Below are 19,497 nucleotides of genomic sequence, written 5' to 3' on the forward strand. Positions count from 1 at the left end.
AATCGGCAATACGGACGAAACAATGAAACAACACGAAACGGCAGATAATTCTCAAGGCCAGCTTTATATTGTACCTACTCCTATCGGGAATTTGTCTGATATTACCCAACGTGCGCTGAACGTATTGCAAGCTGTTGATTTAATTGCCGCTGAAGACACCCGCCACACCGGTTTACTGTTGCAACATTTCGCGATTAACGCCCGTTTGTTTGCCCTGCACGATCACAATGAGCAACAAAAAGCCGAAACGCTGGTGGCGAAGCTAAAAGAGGGGCAGAACATCGCGCTGGTCTCTGACGCCGGGACGCCGCTGATTAACGATCCTGGCTACCATCTGGTGCGCACCTGTCGCGAAGCCGGGATTCGCGTTGTGCCGCTGCCGGGGCCGTGCGCCGCGATTGCTGCATTGAGCGCCGCAGGTTTGCCGTCTGACCGCTTCTGCTATGAAGGCTTCCTCCCTGCCAAATCCAAAGGCCGTCGCGATGTATTAAAGGAACTGGAAGCCGAGCCGCGTACCCTGATCTTCTACGAATCCACTCACCGCCTGCTGGAAAGCCTGGAAGATATGGTCACCGTCTGGGGCGAATCCCGCTACGTGGTGCTGGCGCGTGAGCTGACCAAAACCTGGGAAACCATTCACGGCGCGCCAGTCGGTGAACTGCTGGCGTGGGTGAAGGAAGACGAAAACCGCCGCAAAGGCGAAATGGTGCTGATTGTCGAAGGGCATAGGGCGGAAGAGGATGCCCTGCCTGCTGATGCGCTGCGCACTCTGGCCTTGCTGCAGGCCGAACTGCCGCTGAAGAAAGCGGCGGCATTAGCAGCAGAGATTCACGGCGTGAAGAAAAATGCGCTGTATAAGCATGCGCTGGAGCAGCAGGGGGAGTAATTTCTGATACTGTTTTGCCGGGTGGCGGCTGCGCCTTACCCGGCCTACAGATTTATTTACTCTTTTATTTCCCAGGCATTGCCTCAAATACCAGCGTTTCCAGCGGCTGCAGCGTAATCACCACCGCGTTTTTGTACTCCTCAGGTACGGTTGAATTACTGCCGTACACCGCTTTGAGACTAAACTTCGCCGCGTCTCCCGTGGGTATTTCGAATTCTTTCGCTAAATCAAGATAGTAGCTTTGCGGCTTGTCCGAGGGGTTACGCAAGCCGAGTATGGCTTTCTCTTTACTCCACGAAGCCCAGCCGTAAACCTGCAGCGCCGTCGGGTCTCCGCCAATCCAGTGCGTATCCACCAGCACGCTGGCATTGTCACGCGACCATTTTGCGGCCTGCGCCAGCGTATCCCACTTCGCCTTGTTCAGCATTGAAGGGGTGATATACAGTTCCTGCAACTGGGTGCCGGTGGCGAAGTAGCTCCAGACCTGATCGGCAAAATCACTGTCCGTTTGCACCTTCTCCAGCCCGTAATAGGCATTCTCAGCGCTGACGATGCCGTGATACATCAGCGAGTTCAGCGGAAACAGCGGGCCTTTGCGCACAATGGAGCGGTACGTTTCGGCATCGCGGTAGGTCATCCACTGCTGCACCGGCGTGCCGGGACCGTACAGGTTGATGTCATCACCCTGACGCCAGATGGAATCCGCATAGAACAGCCAGGACGGACTGGCGTTGGTGCCGGTCGTCAGGTTGATAAACAGATTCGGGTTGGCGCTGCGCATGTTATGCAGCAGAGCGATGGAGGCGTCAAAATCCGAGGCGAACGGGCTACCCGGGATATGCGCGTTGGCATTACCCATCCCGTCCAGCTTGAACGAGGTAATGTGCTCGTTTTTGATAAGCTTAACGATCTGCTCATTGAAGTTTTTAAAGTAGTTAGGCCCTGACAGGGCCAGCTTCCCGTCGACGGTTTCGAACCCATACTCTTTTGCATGCGAGACGCGAATGTCGCGCGGTTTGTTGTAGCCTCCCCACGGTGAGAGCCACAGTCCGACCGAGCTGTGCAGGCTGTCGGCTTTTTCCCGTACCTTGCCAAAACCGTTGCCGAATGCCGGGCCAAACAGCCAGCGCCCGGTCAGGTCGTCCCAGCCATCGTCCAGCAGGAAGGCGTCCAGCGCCACGCCGCGTCCGGCGATAAATTCCTTATTCCATTCATCCATCCGCCCCAGCACGTCCTGTTCGGAATAGGGGGTAAAAAAGCCAATATCCATCCAGCTGTTGTAGTGGAGGTAAGGCTTATACGGACGCGGACGCACGGTATTAATGAACTGGTTTACGCTGCGACGCAGCTGGCTGGTTTCCGGGAAGGTGCCGAAGTAGGTGGTATAGCTGACCGGCGTTGCGGGCTGAATCGGCGTTTTTAACTCTACGTTGAGGTTGGTCGTCGCTTCATAGGCGTAGGTGTTAACGATGGGCTTGTCCGGGAGAATAAAGAACGAGTCCGCGACAATCGGCGAGCTGTTGATCGCCCCGTCAACGTAAGGTGCCTGCGTCTGCTTTTTCGTCGGGAAGAAGGTGATTTTTGCCACGTCACGCGGCTGGCCTACCGCCGCGAGGGTGTAATCGATGCTGGCGTATTTATCTTTCACCAGGTTGAGCTTTACCGTCACGTTAAAATCCGGACGCGAAAAGTCGATGACAATGGCGCTGTCCTGCTTTTCGACGTGCTTGATTTTGAAATCAGCGGTGTGGATTTTGGTTTCGTCCGGCAACGTCAGAAAGAACAGTTCCTGCGGGGTGATGGGGTGGTCGGCTTTTTTGTCAGTTACCACTACCGTTGAATTGGCGTCATCAAAGGACAGGGCAATCTTGTCGTTAGTGAGCGTGTAGTTCGCTGCCATCGCGCCATGGGAAACGCACAGGGCAAGCATTGAGAGGGTGAGCACTTTTTTCATTAAAGTAAGATCCTCTTAGTTATGCTTCTGCCGGAATACGCAGACGGTTAGCCGAACCGCAAACGGCGATTTTGCTTCGGACCACCTCTTTCATGGCGTCCATCCCAACGCGCATGTAGAAGCGCGGATCGTTGCCCTGCGGGTTCTCGGCAAACCAGGCTTTGACCGCATCAGAGAAGGCGATTTTCAACTCGGTTGCGACATTAACTTTGCACACGCCCAGTTCAATAGTGCGGCGCACATCATCATCCGGAACATCGCTCGCACCGTGCAGCACCAGCGGAACCGCTACCACCTCGCGGATCTCAGCCAGGCGCTGGAAGTCAATTTTGGGGCGTTTGGTATAGAGGCCGTGCGCGGTGCCGATGGCAACGGCGAGGCTGTCCACGCCGGTCAGCTCAACGAAGCGTTTCGCCTCCTGCGGGTCGGTCAGGAATGCGCTTTCGGCGTCGACGCTCATGTCATCTTCAACACCCCCCAGACGGCCCAGTTCCGCCTCAACGCTACAGTCGTTGAGGTGGCAAAAATCGACCACCGATTTCACCAGCTTCACGTTTTCTTCAAAGGGATAGTGGCTACCGTCGATCATTGCGCTGCGTACGCCGGCATGTACCTTGCGACGAATGTCATCCAGCGATTCGTGATGATCGAGATGCAGCGCCAGCGGCATGTCGTAGCTGAGGGAGTATGCGCTGCACAGAGCGTAGATCTCCTCCAGCGCTATGTGTTTAAAAGTACCCGGCGTCCCGGCGAGGATCACAGGCGATCGCATTTCGCTGCACACTTCGAGGATCGCCTGGATCGTCTCGGCGTTATGGATGTTAAAGGCCGGAACGGCATAGCCCTTTGTCTGCGCGTCCTGCAAAAGATATTTGGTCGAAATAATACTCATAATACGATCCTCTTAAGCCTGCCACGGATGAATAACCACGCCCTGTACCACACGGTTGACCGTTCCGCTGGCGGATGGTGTGTCCGGCGTGTTGCCAACATGCAGAGACTGGGTTAGCGCAAAGACCTGGGCGTATACCAGGAAGCAGAACGCCTGCTCCATATCGTTGAATGGACGGGAAGGCGGCAGCAGGATATGCGGCCCCGCTTCAATGGCTGGATCGTTTTCGGCGGCGATGGCGACCACGCGCATGGCCTGACGATCGCGGCGCAGTTCGGCCAGCAGATCCAGATCGTACTGACGTGTATACGGATGGCTTGAGATAAACACCACCACCAGCGTTTCGTTATCCACCAGTGACTTAGGCCCATGACGAAAGCCCGTTGGTGAATCGTAGAACGCCGCCAGCTTGCCCGCAGTCAGCTCCAGCACCTTCAGCGCAGACTCGCGCGCCGCGCCCTGCAGACCGCCGCTTCCCAGATACACAACGCGTTTCCACGGTTCGTTGCCAAAGACGCCCTCGCTGAAATCCCCGAGCGAGGTGAGGATCGCCTGGCAGCGATCGGCTACGTCCCGGAAGCTTTGGCTGCCGATCGTCTCTGGTGCGAATACGGCCAGACAGCTCGCCATCATGGTGGTAATGCTGCTGGTCATCGCGAACCCGCGATCGTGCGTTTCGGCTGGCATCAGCAGGGCAAAGGCGTTATCGCTCTCGACGGCGTTCTGGTACAGGCTTCCCGCCTCGTTGCAGGTGATCGACAGGTGGTAGCACTCGGGCACGAACCGGTTCGCCAGCTCAACGGCGGCGACGCTCTCTGGACTGTTGCCGGAGCGGGCAAAAGAGACCAGCAGCAGAGGGTGTGCCGGGCTGAAGTAATCCATCGGGTTGGTGACCAGATCGGTTGTCGGTATGGCGGAGACGTTTTTACCGGTGTGGCTCGCAAGCCAGGGGGCAATTATTTCGCCAATAAACGCGGAGGTGCCCGCGCCGGTGAGGACGATCCGCAGGTCTCGCTTACGCAGCAGCGGCGTCAGGAAACCGTCAATCGAGGTGCGCAGATTATCGATGTTGTTGAGTGAGCGGATCCAGCAGGCAGGCTGCTGGCGGATCTCTTTTTCGGTCCAGGTGCCGGTTGTGGCGGCGGTGGTTTGTTGCATAACTCAGTCCTTAGTCGTGTGAATTCCACATCAGACGCTGGCAAACGTGTCGCTATCTTTCGTTTCGTTTCACTTACTCACATTAGCAGTTAAACAAAATCTATAGGAAAGAAATCGAAAGTTCAATAATGGAAAAGGAATAAAACGAAAAGTGTGATCGTGAAAGGAAAGGGTAAAGCCAAGGAAAGGAAAAGAACGGCCTTACGATTTGATGCCGTAAGGCCGCCGTGACACGCAATGTAAACTACGAAGGTGAACGCTGTGAAAGTAACCGGATCATATTCCTTCCTCTACGGGGGCTTCCTCGCGACAGCGACCAAGCTCATCCACCAGGCTGGTCAGGCCGCGGTGGCCGCACTCCAGCGCCTGCAGACGAAACGCTTCGCTACTTAATCCGTCACGTTCCAGCACCATTTCCAGCAAAAGCTGCAGGTTGGTGCCGGTAATCACTTCGCTACCCGGTCTTTGCATCGCGAGCGTCGAGGCCACGCGAAACGGCGTGCCGCCGAGAAGGTCGGTGAGGAAAATAATATCCTGCTCTGGGTCCAGCTCATTCACCGCCTGCTCAAGCTGAGCGGTCAGCCTGGCAGTGGTGGAGTTTTCCGGAAAATCGATGGCGATAAACTGCGGCTGCTCGCCAAGGATCTGCCTCATCGCCTGTTCAAGCCCGCTGGCAAAGCCGCCGTGACCCGTCAAAATTATGCCTAACATCGCAACCTCTTTGCTTTTACAGGAAGTGACAGAATTTACCGACAACGCCCAGCACCACGGTGATACCGATCAGCCGCAGCGGGCTCCAGCCGCGGCGCACCAGCCAGAACATGGTCAGGGTGTAGACCAGCGGCAGGAACGCGGGCATCAGCTTGTCGATCACGTCGGTTTGCAGTTTAACGACCGCATCACCCGCCTTGATTTCAAGCGTCGTATTGAGTCGGACGTAGGTCGCCACCAGCGCGCCGATCACCGTCATCCCGACAATAGAGGCCGCGTGGCCCACCTTTTTGGTGTTGGCTTTGATCAGCGGAATGGCGGCAACGCCCATTCGGTATGCGTAGTGCGCCAGGCCAAAGCGCAGGCCGAGATGCACCACGTTGAACAGCACGATAAAAACTACCGCGCCAAGAATGGAGCCTTGCAGCGCCAGGCTGGCACCAATACCGCCGCAGATGGGTAACAGGGTCAGCCAGAACATGGCGTCACCAATGCCTCCGAGCGGGGCTCCGACCGCAATTTTGGTGCTCTGAATGCTGTTTACATCCTGCTTGGAACGCTCCATGGCCAGAATAATGCCGATAACGAAGGTCACCAGAAACGGATGGGTGTTAAAGAAGCCCATATGACCTTTCATCGCCCGCGCCAGGTCCCGCTTATTGGTGTGGATCTTTTTCAGCGCGGGCAGCAACCCGTACAGCCAGCCGGAGGCCTGCATACGTTCATAGTTAAACGAGGCCTGCAGCAGCATGGAGCGCCAGGCCACGCGGTTAATGTCTTTTGTGGTCAGCTCCGCGCCAATGGTCTGGTCTTCATAGACGTTTTCATTCACGCCGCTCAGCAGCGTCTCTTCACTGACAGACGCGCCCGGCAGGGTGGTTTGATTAGATGCCATCTTCAAATTCCTCTTTCTGGGCCGCGGGCGCCGTCGGTTCAGGCGATTTACGCAGCAGGTCGATCAGCGCCATCGCCAGCGCCGCTGCGGCAATCGCCAGTACCGGAAGCTTCAGCCAGGCCGCAGCGACAAAACCGATAATGAAATAAGGGATGTAAACGTTTTTCATCATGATCTTCAGCAGCACGGCGAAGCCGATCGCTGGCATGATGCCGCCCGCGACGCCGAGACCGTCAATCAGACGCTCCGGCAGGATAGCAATGGCGGTTTTCGCGTGTTCAGCGCCAAAGTAGATGGGCAGAAACGCGCACAGGAAATAAAAAATGCCGAGCGCCAGCAGCGCCAGATAGTTGACTCGCTCTATGCCGTCGGTGTCCGCGTTGGCCGCCATGCGATCGCAGCGGGACATTACGCCGGACATCACGGAGAAGAGGAAGGTGATACCCATCTGCACCGCCACGGCAAACGGCACCGCGACCCCAACGGCGACATCCGGCTTCACGCCCGTGGTGATGGCAAACGTGGTGCCGACGATGGTGCCGATAATCACGTTTGGCGGCTGCGCGCCCGCCAGCGGCGCCAGACCCATCCAGACCAGCTCTAAGGTACCGCCGGTCAGGATCCCGGTATGCAGATCGCCCAGTATCAGGCCGACCAGAGGACCAAGCACCACCGGGCGGTGCATGTGTGTTAAGCCGTTAAACATATCCAGGCCCGCGATAAAGGCAAGAAGCCCCAGCGCGAATGCCTGCCACAGACTGATTTCCATTGTGAATCCCTCAAAGCAGTTTAAAGAGATCCAAAGCGGTCTCTGTTGGGACGCCCTGAACAAAGCATTCCACCCCGGCCGCTTTCAGGCCGTTGAACGCAGCGATATCGTTCGCGTCGACAGAGACCGTTTTGGCAATTTGCTGTTTGCCACTGGCGTAGTGCATGTTTCCGACATTGATACGGGTGATGGGGACGCCGCCTTCAACCAGCTTCAGAAAATCGGCGGGTGATTTGCAGACCAGCAGGATTTTCTGGCGGTCAGCGGCGCGGTGAATATTGTCGATCACTTTTTGCAGCGACCAGAAACGCACGGCGATCCCTTCCGCGAGCACCATTTCCATCAGGTTTTGTTGAACCGGATCGTCTGCAACCTCGTCATTTGCCACCAGCACCAGGTTTGCCCCCGCAAACCCCACCCACTGCACGCCCACCTGTCCGTGGATCAGGCGTTCATCAATGCGGCATAAGACAATGTTTGGCATAGCGTTTTCCTCTTTTTAATTATGCGTGTGGAGTCGTTACGCCTTCGCAGGCGGCATGGTACTGCTGGAGTATGTCCTGAATGTGGTCAATGATGAGTTCCCGCGGCGTTGACTTGAGAGCGCCCTCGCGAACTTTGCTGTACTGCAACGGCAAATACTGGCTGATAAGCGGCAGCGGAATGGGTTCGTCTGCCAGATTGCGCACCAGTCGTTCAAAGGCATCGTCAATCTGGCTGTCCGGCCAGTAATAGCGCACGCGGTCGGAGTAGCTGTAGCCGCGGGCCAGGCGTCGGGCGTTGCCGTCACCGTGATAGTGGCTTTGCCAGTATTCCGGGCGATCGAGCATCACGTTTTCCAGAACGTGACGCAGGCCCGAGCTGGCTTTCGCCGGGAGCAGTTCTTCTTCAATGGCGGCCAGTGAGAACAGCGCTTCACGCAGGGCAAAGGTCAGGGCAGGGCCGACTTTTAAAATAGCGAAGTGATCGTTCACCAGCTGGCGCAGCGCCTGCGGCGTCTGGTAATCGGTAGAGTGTGCTTCAAATACCAGCGTGTCATAGGCTTCAACCATTTTGCTCAGGGCGACGGCTTTATGTGGCTGATAGTCACAAACGTGCGCATGGTCGAACTCAACGCCGGGCTGAACCACCAGGCCAATAATGCGCGGCCAGATGTCGCTTAACCCTTCCTTCTCGAATGCCTGGCGGTGTGCCTCAAGCGTGGCGCGCGCCGCCTCTGGCGTCGTGACCTCAAGCTCGGTCAGCGTTTCATGCGCGCCGCCGGGAACCGGAACTTCCGTGCCGATAACGTAGACCAGATCGGCTACACCAAATTGCTCAAGACAGGTTGTTTCGGCAATTTTTGCCAGACGCGCGGCGCGCCCGGCAACGATCGCATCGGTTAAAGGAACCGGATCGTCTTCACAGGACATGCTGCAATCGAGGTGAATTTTTTTAAATCCGGCCGTCACGTAGTGCCTGATCAGATCCTCGGCGTTCGCCATCGCCTGCAAAGCCGGCAGGTTTTGCCAGCGGTTGGGTCCTAAATGATCGCCGCCGAGGATCAGCTGTGACGTCGGGAAACCAAGCGAGTCCGCCAACTGGCAGACAAACCCGTGAAAATCAGCGGGCGTCATGCCGGTATAGCCGCCAAACTGATCCACCTGGTTTGAGGTGGCTTCAATCAGCAGTGGCGTTTGGCGTGAATGGGCGTAACGAATGGCAGCTTCAAGTACCAGTGGATGTGCGGAACAGACGGCATAAATCCCGTTTGCATTCCCCCGTTTATGTTGTTCCACCATTTCTGTCAGATGTTTCACTTTCCTCTCCATTTCGGATGGTAATGATTTTTATCTTTCGTTTTGTTTCATTTAATCCTGCATTATGGCGGTGTAAAAATAAAACGAAAGATAATGGTTTTCCGATCTGTTTCACAAAAGAAACACAATGAAAGGTTTCAGCTGTTCACAGGCTTGCATATGTCCTCCAGACAGCGCTTGCATTCGCTAAAAAGAAAGGCGTTAATAGACAAAACGAAATGAAATGAAAGTTTATTGATTAAGGATCTCGTATGAGCAGCAGCGATTCATCCGCAGAGAAACGCATCACCGGCACCAGTGAAAGGCGGGAGCAGATCATTCAGCGGTTGCGGGCGCAGGGAAGCGTGCAGGTTAACGATCTGTCTCATCTGTACGGCGTATCGACGGTGACGATCCGTAACGATCTGGCGTTTCTGGAAAAGCAGGGCATCGCCGTTCGTGCCTACGGCGGGGCGCTGATCTGCGAAGGGAATGCGCCTGGCATCGAGCCTTCTGTTGAGGATAAAAGCTCGCTCAATACGGCGGTGAAGCGCAGCATCGCTCAGGCCGCCGCCGCGCTGGTGAAGCCGGGGCACCGCATTATTCTGGATTCCGGCACCACGACTTTTGAGATCGCTCGTATGCTGCGCCAGCACACGGATGTCATTGCGATGACTAACGGGATGAACGTGGCGAATGCGTTGCTGGAAGCAGAAGGGGTAGAGCTGCTGATGACCGGCGGGCACTTGCGGCGTCAGTCGCAGTCCTTCTACGGCGACCAGGCGGAACAGTCCTTACAGAATTATCACTTTGATCTGCTGTTCCTGGGCGTCGACGCTATCGATCTCGATCGCGGTGTGAGCACGCACAACGAGGATGAAGCACGCCTGAACCGCAAAATGTGCGAGGTGGCAGAGCGTATTATTGTCGTGACCGACTCCAGCAAGTTTAACCGCTCAAGCCTGCATAAAATCATTGATACGCAACGGATTGATATGATTATCGTTGATGAAGGTATTCCGGCGGAGAGTCTGGAAGGATTACGGAAAAGCGGGATTGAGGTGGTGCTGGTTTAAGATTTTTTACCCTCTCCCCTATGGGGAGAGGGAAGGCTGAGGGGCCATCACGTCACCGGCGCCGGGTTAAACACCGCCAGCTGGTTATGCAATCCCCACTGGTCCGAGAAAGTTTTCTTCCTCCCGCTCGCTACGTCCAGAATAAAATGGAACAGTTTCCAGCCCACGTCCTCAATACTCTCTTCCCCGGTGGCGATGGTGCCCGCGTTGATATCCATTAAGTCATACCAGCGGTTTGCCAGCTCGGTGCGCGTCGCCATCTTGATCACCGGGACCGCCATCAGCCCGTACGGCGTGCCGCGCCCGGTGGTAAAGACCTGCACTGTAATACCGGAGGCCACCTGCTGGGTGCCGCACACAAAATCGCTGGCAGGTGTTGCCGCATAAATAAGGCCGCGCCTGGTTGGCCGCTGGCCCGGAGAGAGCACTTCCACAATCGCGCTCTGACCGGATTTGGCAATCGAACCGAGGGCTTTTTCCACCACGTTCGCCAGGCCGCCTTTCTTGTTACCCGGCGAAGGGTTGGCGCTGCGGTCGGTTTTGCCCATATCAAGATAATTATCGTACCAGGCCATCTCCTCCAGCAGGCGTTTGCCCACCTCTTCGTTGACTGCGCGCGGCGTCAGCAGATGGATGGCGTCACGCACTTCGGTTACCTCGGAGAACATCACCGTGGCGCCGCAGCGAACCAGCAGATCGGACGCATAGCCCACTGCCGGGTTGGCCGTCACGCCGGAAAACGCATCGCTGCCGCCGCATTGTGTTCCCACCACCAGTTCCGATGCCGGGCACGTTTCACGCTGGCGGCGGTTGAGTTTGTCCAGATGATGCTCTGCTACCTGCAAAATATCGTCGACCATTGAACGAAAACCAACGTGGCGCTCGTCCTGCAGGCGCACGATGCTGGCCCCGTCTGCCGGGATGGCTTTGGCATCCTCGGTACCCTGCAGCAGACGTTCTGGCTGCAATTTTTCACAGCCGAGACCGATTACCATCACCTCGCCGCCAAAGTTCGGATTCAGGGCGATATTGTGGATAGTACGGATCGGCACGACCGCCGCGGGCGCGTTGATCGCTACGCCGCAGCCGTACAGGTGGTTAAGACCCACCACGCCGTCGACGTTCGGGTACTTTGGCAGCAGATCGCGTTCAATGATTTTCACCACGTAATCCACCACGCCCGCCACGCAGTGCACGCTGGTGGTAATGCCGAGCAGGTTTTTGGTGCCGACGCTACCGTCCGCATTGCGGTAGCCTTCAAAGGTATAGCCCTCCAGCGGCGGCAAAGCTTCAGGAACGCGGGTCGCCAGCGGAAGCGTATTCAGCGGCGGTGCTTCTGGCAGCGCCACCAGCGACTCCTCAATCCAGCTACCCTGCGGAATAGCGCTTACCGCATAGCCAATGACTTCGCCGTAGCGTACGATTTCACCGTGGGCAGGAATATCGACCAACGCGACCTTGTGCCCCTGCGGAATATGCTCAATCAGCTCCAGCCCGTCCGGGAAGCGGGTGCCTGCTTTTAAGCCATTGTCGTTGACAATAATCGCCACGTTATCCGTATCGTGAACCTTAATATAAAACGCCGTCGGGGGTGCCTCTCTAATTGCAATATCGGTCATTATTCACTCTTCTCCGGCAAAGTTTCAGCTATGAAAAATAACTCGTTGGATAATCGTTTTCTTAACGTAGAAATAAAGCATGTCAGGAGAAGAAAAGTGAAAATGTGATCGCGATCGTTTCAGGCGGACTAATCCTTGATTCTGTGCATTAGCGCCCACTGCTTTGTGCATATGCTCAAAATAGCATTGAGATGTAACGCAATACTTGAGCATCAAAACAATGTGCTGACGTGTAGAGCCGATTATACTGAATGACGATTTTATAACGCCACCATTCAGTCAGAGAAATAAATATAAAGGATCTTTTCTGGAATAAATATTACTGGCTAAAACTGCGGAATTAAAAAAGGGTTAAGTGATGAATAACGATATCTTCCCGAATAAGTTTAAAGCTGCCCTCGCGGCGCACCAGATTCAGATTGGCTGTTGGTCCGCGCTGGCAAACCCTATCAGCACCGAAGTGTTAGGCCTGGCCGGATTCGACTGGCTGGTGCTGGACGGCGAACACGCGCCGAACGATATCAGCACCTTTATTCCGCAGCTGATGGCGCTGAAAGGTAGCCCCAGCACTCCGGTGGTGCGCGTGCCAACTAACGAGCCGGTGATTATCAAGCGTCTGCTGGATATCGGTTTCTACAATTTCCTGATCCCGTTTGTGGAAACGGAAGAACAGGCGGCGCTGGCCGTGGCTTCAACGCGCTATCCGCCGGAAGGGATCCGCGGCGTCTCAGTATCGCACCGCGCCAACATGTTTGGCACCGTGCCGGACTACTTCGCCCAGTCCAATAGCAACATCACTATTTTGGTTCAGATTGAAAGCCAGCAGGGCGTTGATAACGTCGATGCGATTGCAGCCACAGACGGCGTGGACGGTATCTTCGTCGGTCCAAGCGATCTGGCTGCGGCGTTTGGGCATCTGGGCAACGCCAGCCACCCGGACGTACAGCGCGCAATCCAGCACATCTTTGCCCGCGCCAAAGCGCACGGCAAACCGTGCGGCATTCTGGCGCCGGTTGAAGCCGATGCCCGCCGCTACCTGGAGTGGGGAGCCACGTTCGTTGCCGTCGGCAGCGACCTCGGCGTGTTCCGCTCAGCGACGCAGAAATTAGCGGACGCTTTTAAAAAATAACCATCATTGAGGAAACAGATTATGACGCTGAAAGTGGGTTTTATTGGTCTTGGGATCATGGGTAAACCAATGAGTAAGAACCTGATTAAAGCGGGTTACTCACTGGTGGTATCCGATCACAATCCACAGTCTGTGGCTGAGGTGATGGCGACGGGCGCGGAAACAGCTACTACCCCTAAAGCCATTGCTGAGCAGTGCGATGTCATCATCACCATGCTGCCAAATTCCCCTCACGTCAAAGAGGTCGCGCTTGGGGAAAACGGCATCATCGAGGGTGCGAAGCCGGGCCTGGTGCTAATTGATATGAGCTCTATTGCCCCGCTCGCGAGCCGTGAAATCAGCGAGGCGTTAAAAGCGAAGGGCGTAGAGATGCTGGATGCGCCCGTCAGCGGCGGCGAGCCGAAAGCCATCGACGGTACCCTGTCGGTGATGGTGGGCGGCGATAAGGCCGTGTTCGACAAATACTATGACCTGATGAAAGCGATGGCAGGCTCCGTAGTGCATACCGGAGACATTGGCGCGGGCAACGTTACCAAGCTCGCGAACCAGGTGATTGTGGCGCTGAACATTGCCGCCATGTCTGAGGCGCTGACGCTGGCAACCAAGGCGGGCGTCAATCCGGACCTGGTTTATCAGGCAATCCGTGGCGGTCTGGCGGGCAGTACGGTGCTGGATGCCAAAGCGCCGATGGTGATGGATCGTAATTTCAAACCCGGTTTCCGCATTGATCTGCACATCAAAGATCTGGCGAACGCGCTGGATACGTCTCACGGCGTGGGTGCACAGCTGCCGCTGACCGCTGCGGTTATGGAGATGATGCAGGCGCTGCGGGCGGATGGCCTGGGTACGGCCGATCACAGCGCGATTGCGTGCTACTACGAAAAACTGGCGAAGGTGGAAGTGGCGCGTTAATAGCATCTTGCCCGCACCTGAGGGTGACAGCGGCGCGCAAACCCTCTATACTGCGCGCCGAAGCTGACCAGACAGTCGCCGCTTCGTCGTCGTCCCTTTCGGGGGAGACGGGCGGAGGGGAGGAAAGTCCGGGCTCCACAGGGCAGGGTGCCAGGTAACGCCTGGGGGGGAAACCCACGACCAGTGCAACAGAGAGCAAACCGCCGATGGCCCGCGCAAGCGGGATCAGGTAAGGGTGAAAGGGTGCGGTAAGAGCGCACCGCGCGGCTGGTAACAGTCCGTGGCACGGTAAACTCCACCCGGAGCAAGGCCAAATAGGGGTTCACATGGTACGGCCCGTACTGAACCCGGGTAGGCTGCTTGAGCCAGTGAGCGATTGCTGGCCTAGATGAATGACTGTCCACGACAGAACCCGGCTTATCGGTCAGCTTCAACTTCTTCCAGAACCCCGCTTCGGCGGGGTTTTTGCTTTTAGGGTTTCGTAGCCCAGGTATGCGCATCGCCACCGGGCAACTCGCACAAACGACATCAATTCTCATATTTGCGACATTAAGCACATTTCACTGCATGACCCTTTCGGGCATCGCCATGCCTACCGCAAACGATCGTTATCACAAAATTTCACCCTAAAAAATGGTGAATTTACAGTATTGTTAATTTGTTGCGAATGTTAACTGAACGATCGCAAATATTTTCTTATTTGATATAAACATATTGAAATTAAAAACATTCAGGCTATGAATGTGTGACGTATTCCACTGTTTATAAAAAGCTGTCCAAAAATCCTCTGCAAAATTTGATAATTTGAAAGAATGTTTAAAAGGAATAACGGTTATTTATTGGCCTTTAATTGTCTGAAAGTTCATCTTTATTGATTTATTTAACGTAGAGAAATTTATCAAGGTTATCGCCATAAAATAAATTTATTACTGCTGATTTTATTGATCGATATCAGCGTAATGGTGTGCTTTTAATTTTATATGGCATTGATTATAAAGTATTTTTTAGGTTCTTGTTGTGCCCGTGAAATGCGCGGGGAAGCAAATTGTGAGTAACAGCACATACCCCCTGAAACATTATTGGGTAGAATCCGCTGCGTCATAGGGAAATAAGCGCAGAATATTATGAATACTATTATTCTACCGAAAACTCAGCACCTCGTGGTATTTCAGGAAGTCATTAAAAGTGGCTCCATAGGTTCTGCCGCAAGACAACTAGGCCTGACGCAACCCGCCGTCAGCAAAATCATCAGCGACATCGAATCCTACTTCGGGGTGGAAGTGATGGTGCGTAAAAACACCGGCGTAAAACTCACTGCCGCTGGTCAGGTGCTGCTGTCATACGCTGAGTCGATCACCCGCGAAATGAAAAACATGGTGAGCGAAATCAACAGCCTCAGTTTTAGTACCGTCATGGACGTCTCCTTTGGCTATCCGTCGCTGATTGGCTTCACCTTCCTGTCTGAGATGATCAAAAAATTCAGGGAAGTGTTCCCGAAAGCGCGCGTCTCCATGTATGAAGCGCAGCTCTCTTCATTCCTGCCCGCCATTCGCGACGGTCGGCTGGATTTTGCCATCGGCACGCTGAGCGACGGAATGTTGCTTCAGGACCTTCACGTTGAGCCACTGTTTGAATCCGAGTTTGTGCTGGTGGCGAGTAAATCACGAACGTGCACCGGCCCGACCAGACTGGCATCACTTACGCATGAGCAGTGGGTGATGCCGCAAACCGATATGGGCTACTACAACGAACTCCTGACCACCCTGCAAGACAACCGCATCAGCATTGAAAACATCGTCCAGACCGATTCCGTCGTCACTATCTATAACCTTGTCCTGAATGCTGATTACCTGACGGTGATCCCCCGCGACATGATTGCGCCGTTCGGCTCAGACCAGTTTATTGTGCTGCCCGTGGAAGATGAATTACCCGTGGCGCGCTATGCCGCCGTGTGGTCGAAAAATTACAGTATTAAAAAATCGGCGTCAGTATTAGTTGAACTGGCAAAACAATATTCGTCGATGGATATCGATAAACGACGATAGAAATAATTAAGTTTTAAAACACCCGGAGCGACGCTTTTTAACGCTCTGATACCCTGACTTTGCCTGAAAAGAATGAATTATTATAACGAGGATATTATGCACATTACCTACGATCTCCCGGTGACCATTGAAGATATTCAGGACGCCAGAAAACGCCTGGCGGGAAAAATTTATAAAACCGGCATGCCGCGCTCAAATTATCTCAGCGAACGCTGTAAGGGTGAGATATTCCTGAAATTTGAAAATATGCAGCGTACCGGTTCGTTTAAAATACGCGGGGCGTTTAATAAGTTAAGTTCGCTGACGGATGCAGAAAAACGCAAAGGGGTGGTGGCCTGCTCCGCAGGTAATCACGCTCAGGGGGTGTCGCTCTCCTGCGCCATGCTAGGTATCGACGGCAAAGTGGTGATGCCGATGGGCGCGCCAAAATCCAAGGTCGCCGCTACCCGCGACTACTCCGCCGAAGTGGTGCTGCACGGCGAGAACTTCAACGACACCATAGCTAAGGTGAGCGAAATCGTCGAGATGGAGGGGCGCATATTTATTCCGCCTTATGACGATGCGAAAGTCATTGCCGGGCAGGGCACCATCGGCCTCGAAATTCTCGAAGATCTTTACGACGTGGATAATGTGATTGTTCCTATCGGCGGCGGCGGGTTAATCGCGGGGATTGCAACGGCAATTAAATCCATCAACCCGACAATCAATATTATCGGCGTACAGTCTGAAAACGTTCACGGCATGGCGGCTTCCTGGCAGGCCGGAGAAATAACCAATCATCGCGTTACCGGCACATTAGCCGACGGCTGTGACGTGTCTCGTCCGGGTAAATTAACCTTCGAAATTGTTCGTGAACTGGTCGATGACATTGTGCTGGTGAGTGAAGACGATATTCGCAACAGCATGATTGCCCTTATTCAGCGAAATAAAGTGGTGACGGAAGGTGCGGGCGCGCTGGCCTGCGCGGCGTTATTAAGCGGCAAGCTTGACCACTATATTCAGGGCCGTAAAACCGTCTGCATTATTTCCGGCGGCAATATCGATCTCTCCCGTGTTTCCCAAATTACCGGCTTCGTTGACGCATAAAGGTGACCTATGAGCAACACAGAAAGCATTATCGTTGGCCAGACAAAAACGTCCTCCTGGCGTAAGTCTGACACCACATGGACGCTCGGCCTGTTTGGTACCGCCATTGGCGCAGGCGTGCTGTTCTTCCCCATTCGCGCAGGCTTTGGCGGACTGATCCCCATCCTGCTGATGCTGGTTCTCGCCTTCCCGATTGCGTTTTACTGCCACCGCGCGCTGGCGCGCCTCTGTTTGTCCGGCAGCAACGTCTCCGGCAACATCACCGAAACGGTGGAAGAGCACTTCGGGAAAACCGGTGGGGTGGTGATCACCTTCCTCTACTTCTTCGCCATTTGCCCGCTGCTGTGGATTTACGGCGTCACCATTACTAACACCTTTATGACCTTCTGGGAAAACCAGCTCCAGATGCCTGCGCTGAACCGCGGCGTGGTGGCGCTGTTCCTGCTGCTGCTGATGGCCTTTGTGATCTGGTTCGGGAAAGACCTGATGGTGAAGGTGATGAGCTACCTGGTGTTCCCGTTCATTGCCAGCCTGGTGCTAATTTCCCTGTCGCTGATCCCGTACTGGAACTCGGCGGTAATCGACCAGGTCAACCTGAGCGATATCGCCTTTACCGGTCATGACGGCATTCTGGTCACGGTGTGGCTGGGGATCTCCATCATGGTCTTCTCCTTTAACTTCTCGCCCATCGTCTCCTCGTTCGTGGTCTCCAAGCGCGAAGAGTACGAGCCGGAGTTCGGGAAAGCATTCACCGAGCAGAAATGTTCCAAAATCATCGGTCGCGCCAGCCTGCTGATGGTGGCGGTGGTGATGTTCTTCGCCTTTAGCTGCCTGTTTACGCTCTCTCCGCAGAACATGGCGGATGCCAAAGCGCAGAACATTCCGGTGCTCTCTTACCTGGCGAACCACTTTGCCTCGATGTCGGGCAGTAAATCCACGTTCGCCACGGTGCTGGAATACGGCGCCTCCATCATCGCGCTGGTCGCTATCTTTAAATCCTTCTTCGGCCACTACCTGGGCACGCTGGAGGGGCTGAACGGCCTGATCCTCAAGTTCGGCTACAAGGGCGATAAGAAGAACGTCTCCGTCGGCAAGCTGAACACCATCAGCATGATTTTCATCATGGGCTCCACCTGGATTGTGGCCTACGCCAACCCGAACATTCTCGACCTTATTGAAGCCATGGGGGCGCCAATTATCGCTTCTCTGCTGTGTCTGCTGCCGATGTACGCCATTCGTAAAGCGCCCGCGCTGGCGAAATACAAAGGCCGGACCGAGAACATCTTCGTGACCGTGGTCGGCCTGCTGACCATTCTGAATATCGTTTACAAACTGTTTTAAGCCAAAGCTCAGGAAGAGCGGAGTAACACATGACTGAATTTCCGGTAGTACTGGTTATTAACTGCGGATCGTCCTCCGTTAAGTTTTCGGTGCTGGACGCAGCAGGCTGCGATGCCCTGCTGACGGGCATTGCGGACGGCATCAACACTGAAAAAGCCTTTATTTCCGTGAACGGGGGTGAGCCGGTCAGACTGGCTCACCAGGACTACGAAGGGGCACTGGCCGCCATCGCCCTCGAGCTGGAGAAGCGCGACCTGATGAGCAGCGTGGCCCTGATTGGCCACCGCATCGCTCACGGCGGCGATCTCTTCAGCGAGTCGACCCTCATCACGGAAGAGGTCATTGAGCAGATCCGCCTGGTTTCCCCACTGGCGCCGCTGCATAACTACGCCAACCTGAGCGGCGTGGAAGCTGCAGAGCGCCTGTTCCCCGGCGTGCAGCAGGTGGCGGTATTTGACACCAGTTTCCATCAGACCATGGCGCCGCAGGCGTATCTGTACGGTCTGCCGTACCGCTATTTTGAAGAGCTGGGCGTGCGCCGCTACGGTTTCCACGGCACCTCTCACCGCTACGTGTCCGGGCAGGCGCACGCGCTCCTCGGGCTGTCCCCCGATGACAGCGGCCTGGTGATTGCCCATCTCGGCAACGGGGCGTCCATCTGCGCGGTGCGCAACGGTAAAAGCGTCGATACCTCAATGGGGATGACGCCGCTGGAAGGGCTGGTGATGGGCACGCGCTGCGGCGACGTGGACTTCGGCGCAATGGCGTGGATTGCCCAGCAGACCGGTCAGTCGTTCGAGGATCTGGAGCGCGTGGTCAACAAAGAGTCCGGGTTGCTGGGCATCTCCGGTATCTCCTCCGATTTACGCGCGCTGGAGAAAGCCTGGCATGACGGCAATGACCGGGCGCAGCTGGCGATAAATACCTTTGTCCACCGCATAGCGCGGCATATCGCCGGTCATGCCGCGTCTCTGCACCGTCTGGATGGCGTGATTTTCACTGGCGGCATCGGTGAAAACTCCACGCTGATCCGCGCGCTGGTGGCGGAACATCTGAAGGTGTTTGGCATCGCGCTCGACGAGGCGAAAAACGCTCTGCCGGGCAGCGCGGGTGCGCGCGTCATCTCCACCGAGTCGTCCCGCGTGACCTGCGCGGTTATCCCTACCAACGAAGAAAAAATGATCGCGCTGGACGCCCTCCGTCTTGGGAAGGTCATCCCGGCTGCGGCTTACGCCTGATAAAGCGA

The 19,497-nt window shown here is 55.3% G+C and carries 17 protein-coding genes and 1 other RNA gene; 9 read left to right on the forward strand and 9 right to left on the reverse strand.

Annotation, left to right across the window (positions count from 1 at the left end; translation table 11 throughout):
- Nucleotides 1-22: 22 nt before the first annotated feature.
- Entirely contained in the window at nucleotides 23-886 is an 864-nt protein-coding gene (gene rsmI, locus IM295_RS02405; RefSeq protein WP_150145168.1) for a 16S rRNA (cytidine(1402)-2'-O)-methyltransferase, read from the forward strand.
- Nucleotides 887-950: 64 nt separating this feature from the next.
- On the opposite strand, the gene IM295_RS02410 is transcribed toward rsmI, so the two are convergent.
- The 8 genes from IM295_RS02410 to kbaZ form a co-directional block, all read right to left on the reverse strand.
- Nucleotides 951-2,840 (reverse strand): enterotoxin, encoded by a 1,890-nt coding sequence (locus tag IM295_RS02410; protein ID WP_193066156.1) that lies wholly within the window; start codon nucleotides 2,838-2,840, stop codon nucleotides 951-953.
- 19 nt (nucleotides 2,841-2,859) lie between these two features.
- The gene (gene kbaY / locus IM295_RS02415) at nucleotides 2,860-3,732 is read right to left on the reverse strand and encodes a tagatose-bisphosphate aldolase subunit KbaY (RefSeq protein WP_048999522.1); all 873 of its coding nucleotides are present in this window, start codon (nucleotides 3,730-3,732) and stop codon (nucleotides 2,860-2,862) included.
- Nucleotides 3,733-3,744: 12 nt separating this feature from the next.
- On the reverse strand, nucleotides 3,745-4,890 hold the full coding sequence (locus IM295_RS02420; RefSeq protein WP_193066157.1) for an SIS domain-containing protein: 1,146 nt from the start codon (nucleotides 4,888-4,890) through the stop codon (nucleotides 3,745-3,747).
- Nucleotides 4,891-5,166: 276 nt separating this feature from the next.
- On the reverse strand, nucleotides 5,167-5,601 hold the full coding sequence (gene agaF / locus IM295_RS02425) for a PTS galactosamine/N-acetylgalactosamine transporter subunit IIA (RefSeq protein WP_126817020.1): 435 nt from the start codon (nucleotides 5,599-5,601) through the stop codon (nucleotides 5,167-5,169).
- A gap of 16 nt (nucleotides 5,602-5,617) precedes the next feature.
- Nucleotides 5,618-6,496, reverse strand: coding sequence for a PTS N-acetylgalactosamine transporter subunit IID (agaE, locus tag IM295_RS02430; protein WP_193066158.1), 879 nt, complete (start codon nucleotides 6,494-6,496; stop codon nucleotides 5,618-5,620).
- A complete protein-coding gene (gene agaW / locus IM295_RS02435; RefSeq protein ID WP_193066159.1) occupies nucleotides 6,486-7,265 on the reverse strand; it encodes a PTS N-acetylgalactosamine transporter subunit IIC in 780 nt (259 codons plus the stop codon). Before agaW ends, agaE begins: the two co-directional genes overlap by 11 nt.
- A gap of 10 nt (nucleotides 7,266-7,275) precedes the next feature.
- Complete coding sequence (gene agaV / locus IM295_RS02440) at nucleotides 7,276-7,749, reverse strand: PTS N-acetylgalactosamine transporter subunit IIB (RefSeq protein ID WP_028014524.1); 474 nt, start codon at nucleotides 7,747-7,749, stop codon at nucleotides 7,276-7,278.
- Nucleotides 7,750-7,768: 19 nt separating this feature from the next.
- Complete coding sequence (kbaZ, locus tag IM295_RS02445; RefSeq protein ID WP_193066160.1) at nucleotides 7,769-9,076, reverse strand: tagatose-bisphosphate aldolase subunit KbaZ; 1,308 nt, start codon at nucleotides 9,074-9,076, stop codon at nucleotides 7,769-7,771.
- A 239-nt stretch (nucleotides 9,077-9,315) separates the two neighbouring features.
- On the opposite strand from kbaZ, the gene IM295_RS02450 reads away from it, so the two are divergent.
- The gene (locus IM295_RS02450; RefSeq protein ID WP_048999518.1) at nucleotides 9,316-10,119 is read left to right on the forward strand and encodes a DeoR family transcriptional regulator; all 804 of its coding nucleotides are present in this window, start codon (nucleotides 9,316-9,318) and stop codon (nucleotides 10,117-10,119) included.
- A gap of 47 nt (nucleotides 10,120-10,166) precedes the next feature.
- Here the strand turns inward: IM295_RS02450 and garD are convergent, their stop codons facing one another.
- Nucleotides 10,167-11,738, reverse strand: a complete 1,572-nt coding sequence (gene garD, locus IM295_RS02455; RefSeq protein WP_063438536.1) for a galactarate dehydratase — start codon at nucleotides 11,736-11,738, stop codon at nucleotides 10,167-10,169.
- Between the two features lie 358 nt (nucleotides 11,739-12,096).
- Between garD and garL the strand changes: the two genes are divergently transcribed.
- The 7 genes from garL to tdcD all read left to right on the forward strand — a co-directional run bounded on the left by garL (nucleotide 12,097) and on the right by tdcD (nucleotide 19,489).
- Entirely contained in the window at nucleotides 12,097-12,867 is a 771-nt protein-coding gene (gene garL, locus IM295_RS02460; RefSeq protein WP_028014520.1) for a 2-dehydro-3-deoxyglucarate aldolase, read from the forward strand.
- Between the two features lie 21 nt (nucleotides 12,868-12,888).
- Entirely contained in the window at nucleotides 12,889-13,779 is an 891-nt protein-coding gene (garR, locus tag IM295_RS02465) for a 2-hydroxy-3-oxopropionate reductase (protein ID WP_028014519.1), read from the forward strand.
- Nucleotides 13,780-13,838: 59 nt separating this feature from the next.
- Nucleotides 13,839-14,215: RNase P RNA component class A (gene rnpB, locus IM295_RS02470), an RNA gene on the forward strand.
- A 688-nt stretch (nucleotides 14,216-14,903) separates the two neighbouring features.
- Complete coding sequence (gene tdcA / locus IM295_RS02475) at nucleotides 14,904-15,824, forward strand: transcriptional regulator TdcA (protein ID WP_045260099.1); 921 nt, start codon at nucleotides 14,904-14,906, stop codon at nucleotides 15,822-15,824.
- A 96-nt stretch (nucleotides 15,825-15,920) separates the two neighbouring features.
- Nucleotides 15,921-16,910, forward strand: a complete 990-nt coding sequence (tdcB, locus tag IM295_RS02480) for a bifunctional threonine ammonia-lyase/L-serine ammonia-lyase TdcB (protein WP_023326154.1) — start codon at nucleotides 15,921-15,923, stop codon at nucleotides 16,908-16,910.
- A 9-nt stretch (nucleotides 16,911-16,919) separates the two neighbouring features.
- A complete protein-coding gene (tdcC, locus tag IM295_RS02485; RefSeq protein ID WP_047367071.1) occupies nucleotides 16,920-18,251 on the forward strand; it encodes a threonine/serine transporter TdcC in 1,332 nt (443 codons plus the stop codon).
- 29 nt (nucleotides 18,252-18,280) lie between these two features.
- A complete protein-coding gene (tdcD, locus tag IM295_RS02490; RefSeq protein ID WP_193066161.1) occupies nucleotides 18,281-19,489 on the forward strand; it encodes a propionate kinase in 1,209 nt (402 codons plus the stop codon).
- Nucleotides 19,490-19,497: the final 8 nt, after the last annotated feature.

It is taken from the genome of Enterobacter cloacae complex sp. P14RS (assembly GCF_014895895.1).
Classification (GTDB): domain Bacteria; phylum Pseudomonadota; class Gammaproteobacteria; order Enterobacterales; family Enterobacteriaceae; genus Enterobacter; species Enterobacter bugandensis.

Excerpts from the sequence above, each read along its gene's own strand:
- rsmI (WP_150145168.1), top strand. The coding sequence starts at position 23 with ATGAAACAACACGAAACGGCAGATAATTCTCAAGGCCAGCTTTATATT.
- IM295_RS02410 (WP_193066156.1), bottom strand. The coding sequence starts at position 2,840 with ATGAAAAAAGTGCTCACCCTCTCAATGCTTGCCCTGTGCGTTTCCCAT.
- kbaY (WP_048999522.1), bottom strand. The coding sequence starts at position 3,732 with ATGAGTATTATTTCGACCAAATATCTTTTGCAGGACGCGCAGACAAAG.
- IM295_RS02420 (WP_193066157.1), bottom strand. The coding sequence starts at position 4,890 with ATGCAACAAACCACCGCCGCCACAACCGGCACCTGGACCGAAAAAGAG.
- agaF (WP_126817020.1), bottom strand. The coding sequence starts at position 5,601 with ATGTTAGGCATAATTTTGACGGGTCACGGCGGCTTTGCCAGCGGGCTT.
- agaE (WP_193066158.1), bottom strand. The coding sequence starts at position 6,496 with ATGGCATCTAATCAAACCACCCTGCCGGGCGCGTCTGTCAGTGAAGAG.
- agaW (WP_193066159.1), bottom strand. The coding sequence starts at position 7,265 with ATGGAAATCAGTCTGTGGCAGGCATTCGCGCTGGGGCTTCTTGCCTTT.
- agaV (WP_028014524.1), bottom strand. The coding sequence starts at position 7,749 with ATGCCAAACATTGTCTTATGCCGCATTGATGAACGCCTGATCCACGGA.
- kbaZ (WP_193066160.1), bottom strand. The coding sequence starts at position 9,076 with ATGGAGAGGAAAGTGAAACATCTGACAGAAATGGTGGAACAACATAAA.
- IM295_RS02450 (WP_048999518.1), top strand. The coding sequence starts at position 9,316 with ATGAGCAGCAGCGATTCATCCGCAGAGAAACGCATCACCGGCACCAGT.
- garD (WP_063438536.1), bottom strand. The coding sequence starts at position 11,738 with ATGACCGATATTGCAATTAGAGAGGCACCCCCGACGGCGTTTTATATT.
- garL (WP_028014520.1), top strand. The coding sequence starts at position 12,097 with ATGAATAACGATATCTTCCCGAATAAGTTTAAAGCTGCCCTCGCGGCG.
- garR (WP_028014519.1), top strand. The coding sequence starts at position 12,889 with ATGACGCTGAAAGTGGGTTTTATTGGTCTTGGGATCATGGGTAAACCA.
- tdcA (WP_045260099.1), top strand. The coding sequence starts at position 14,904 with ATGAATACTATTATTCTACCGAAAACTCAGCACCTCGTGGTATTTCAG.
- tdcB (WP_023326154.1), top strand. The coding sequence starts at position 15,921 with ATGCACATTACCTACGATCTCCCGGTGACCATTGAAGATATTCAGGAC.
- tdcC (WP_047367071.1), top strand. The coding sequence starts at position 16,920 with ATGAGCAACACAGAAAGCATTATCGTTGGCCAGACAAAAACGTCCTCC.
- tdcD (WP_193066161.1), top strand. The coding sequence starts at position 18,281 with ATGACTGAATTTCCGGTAGTACTGGTTATTAACTGCGGATCGTCCTCC.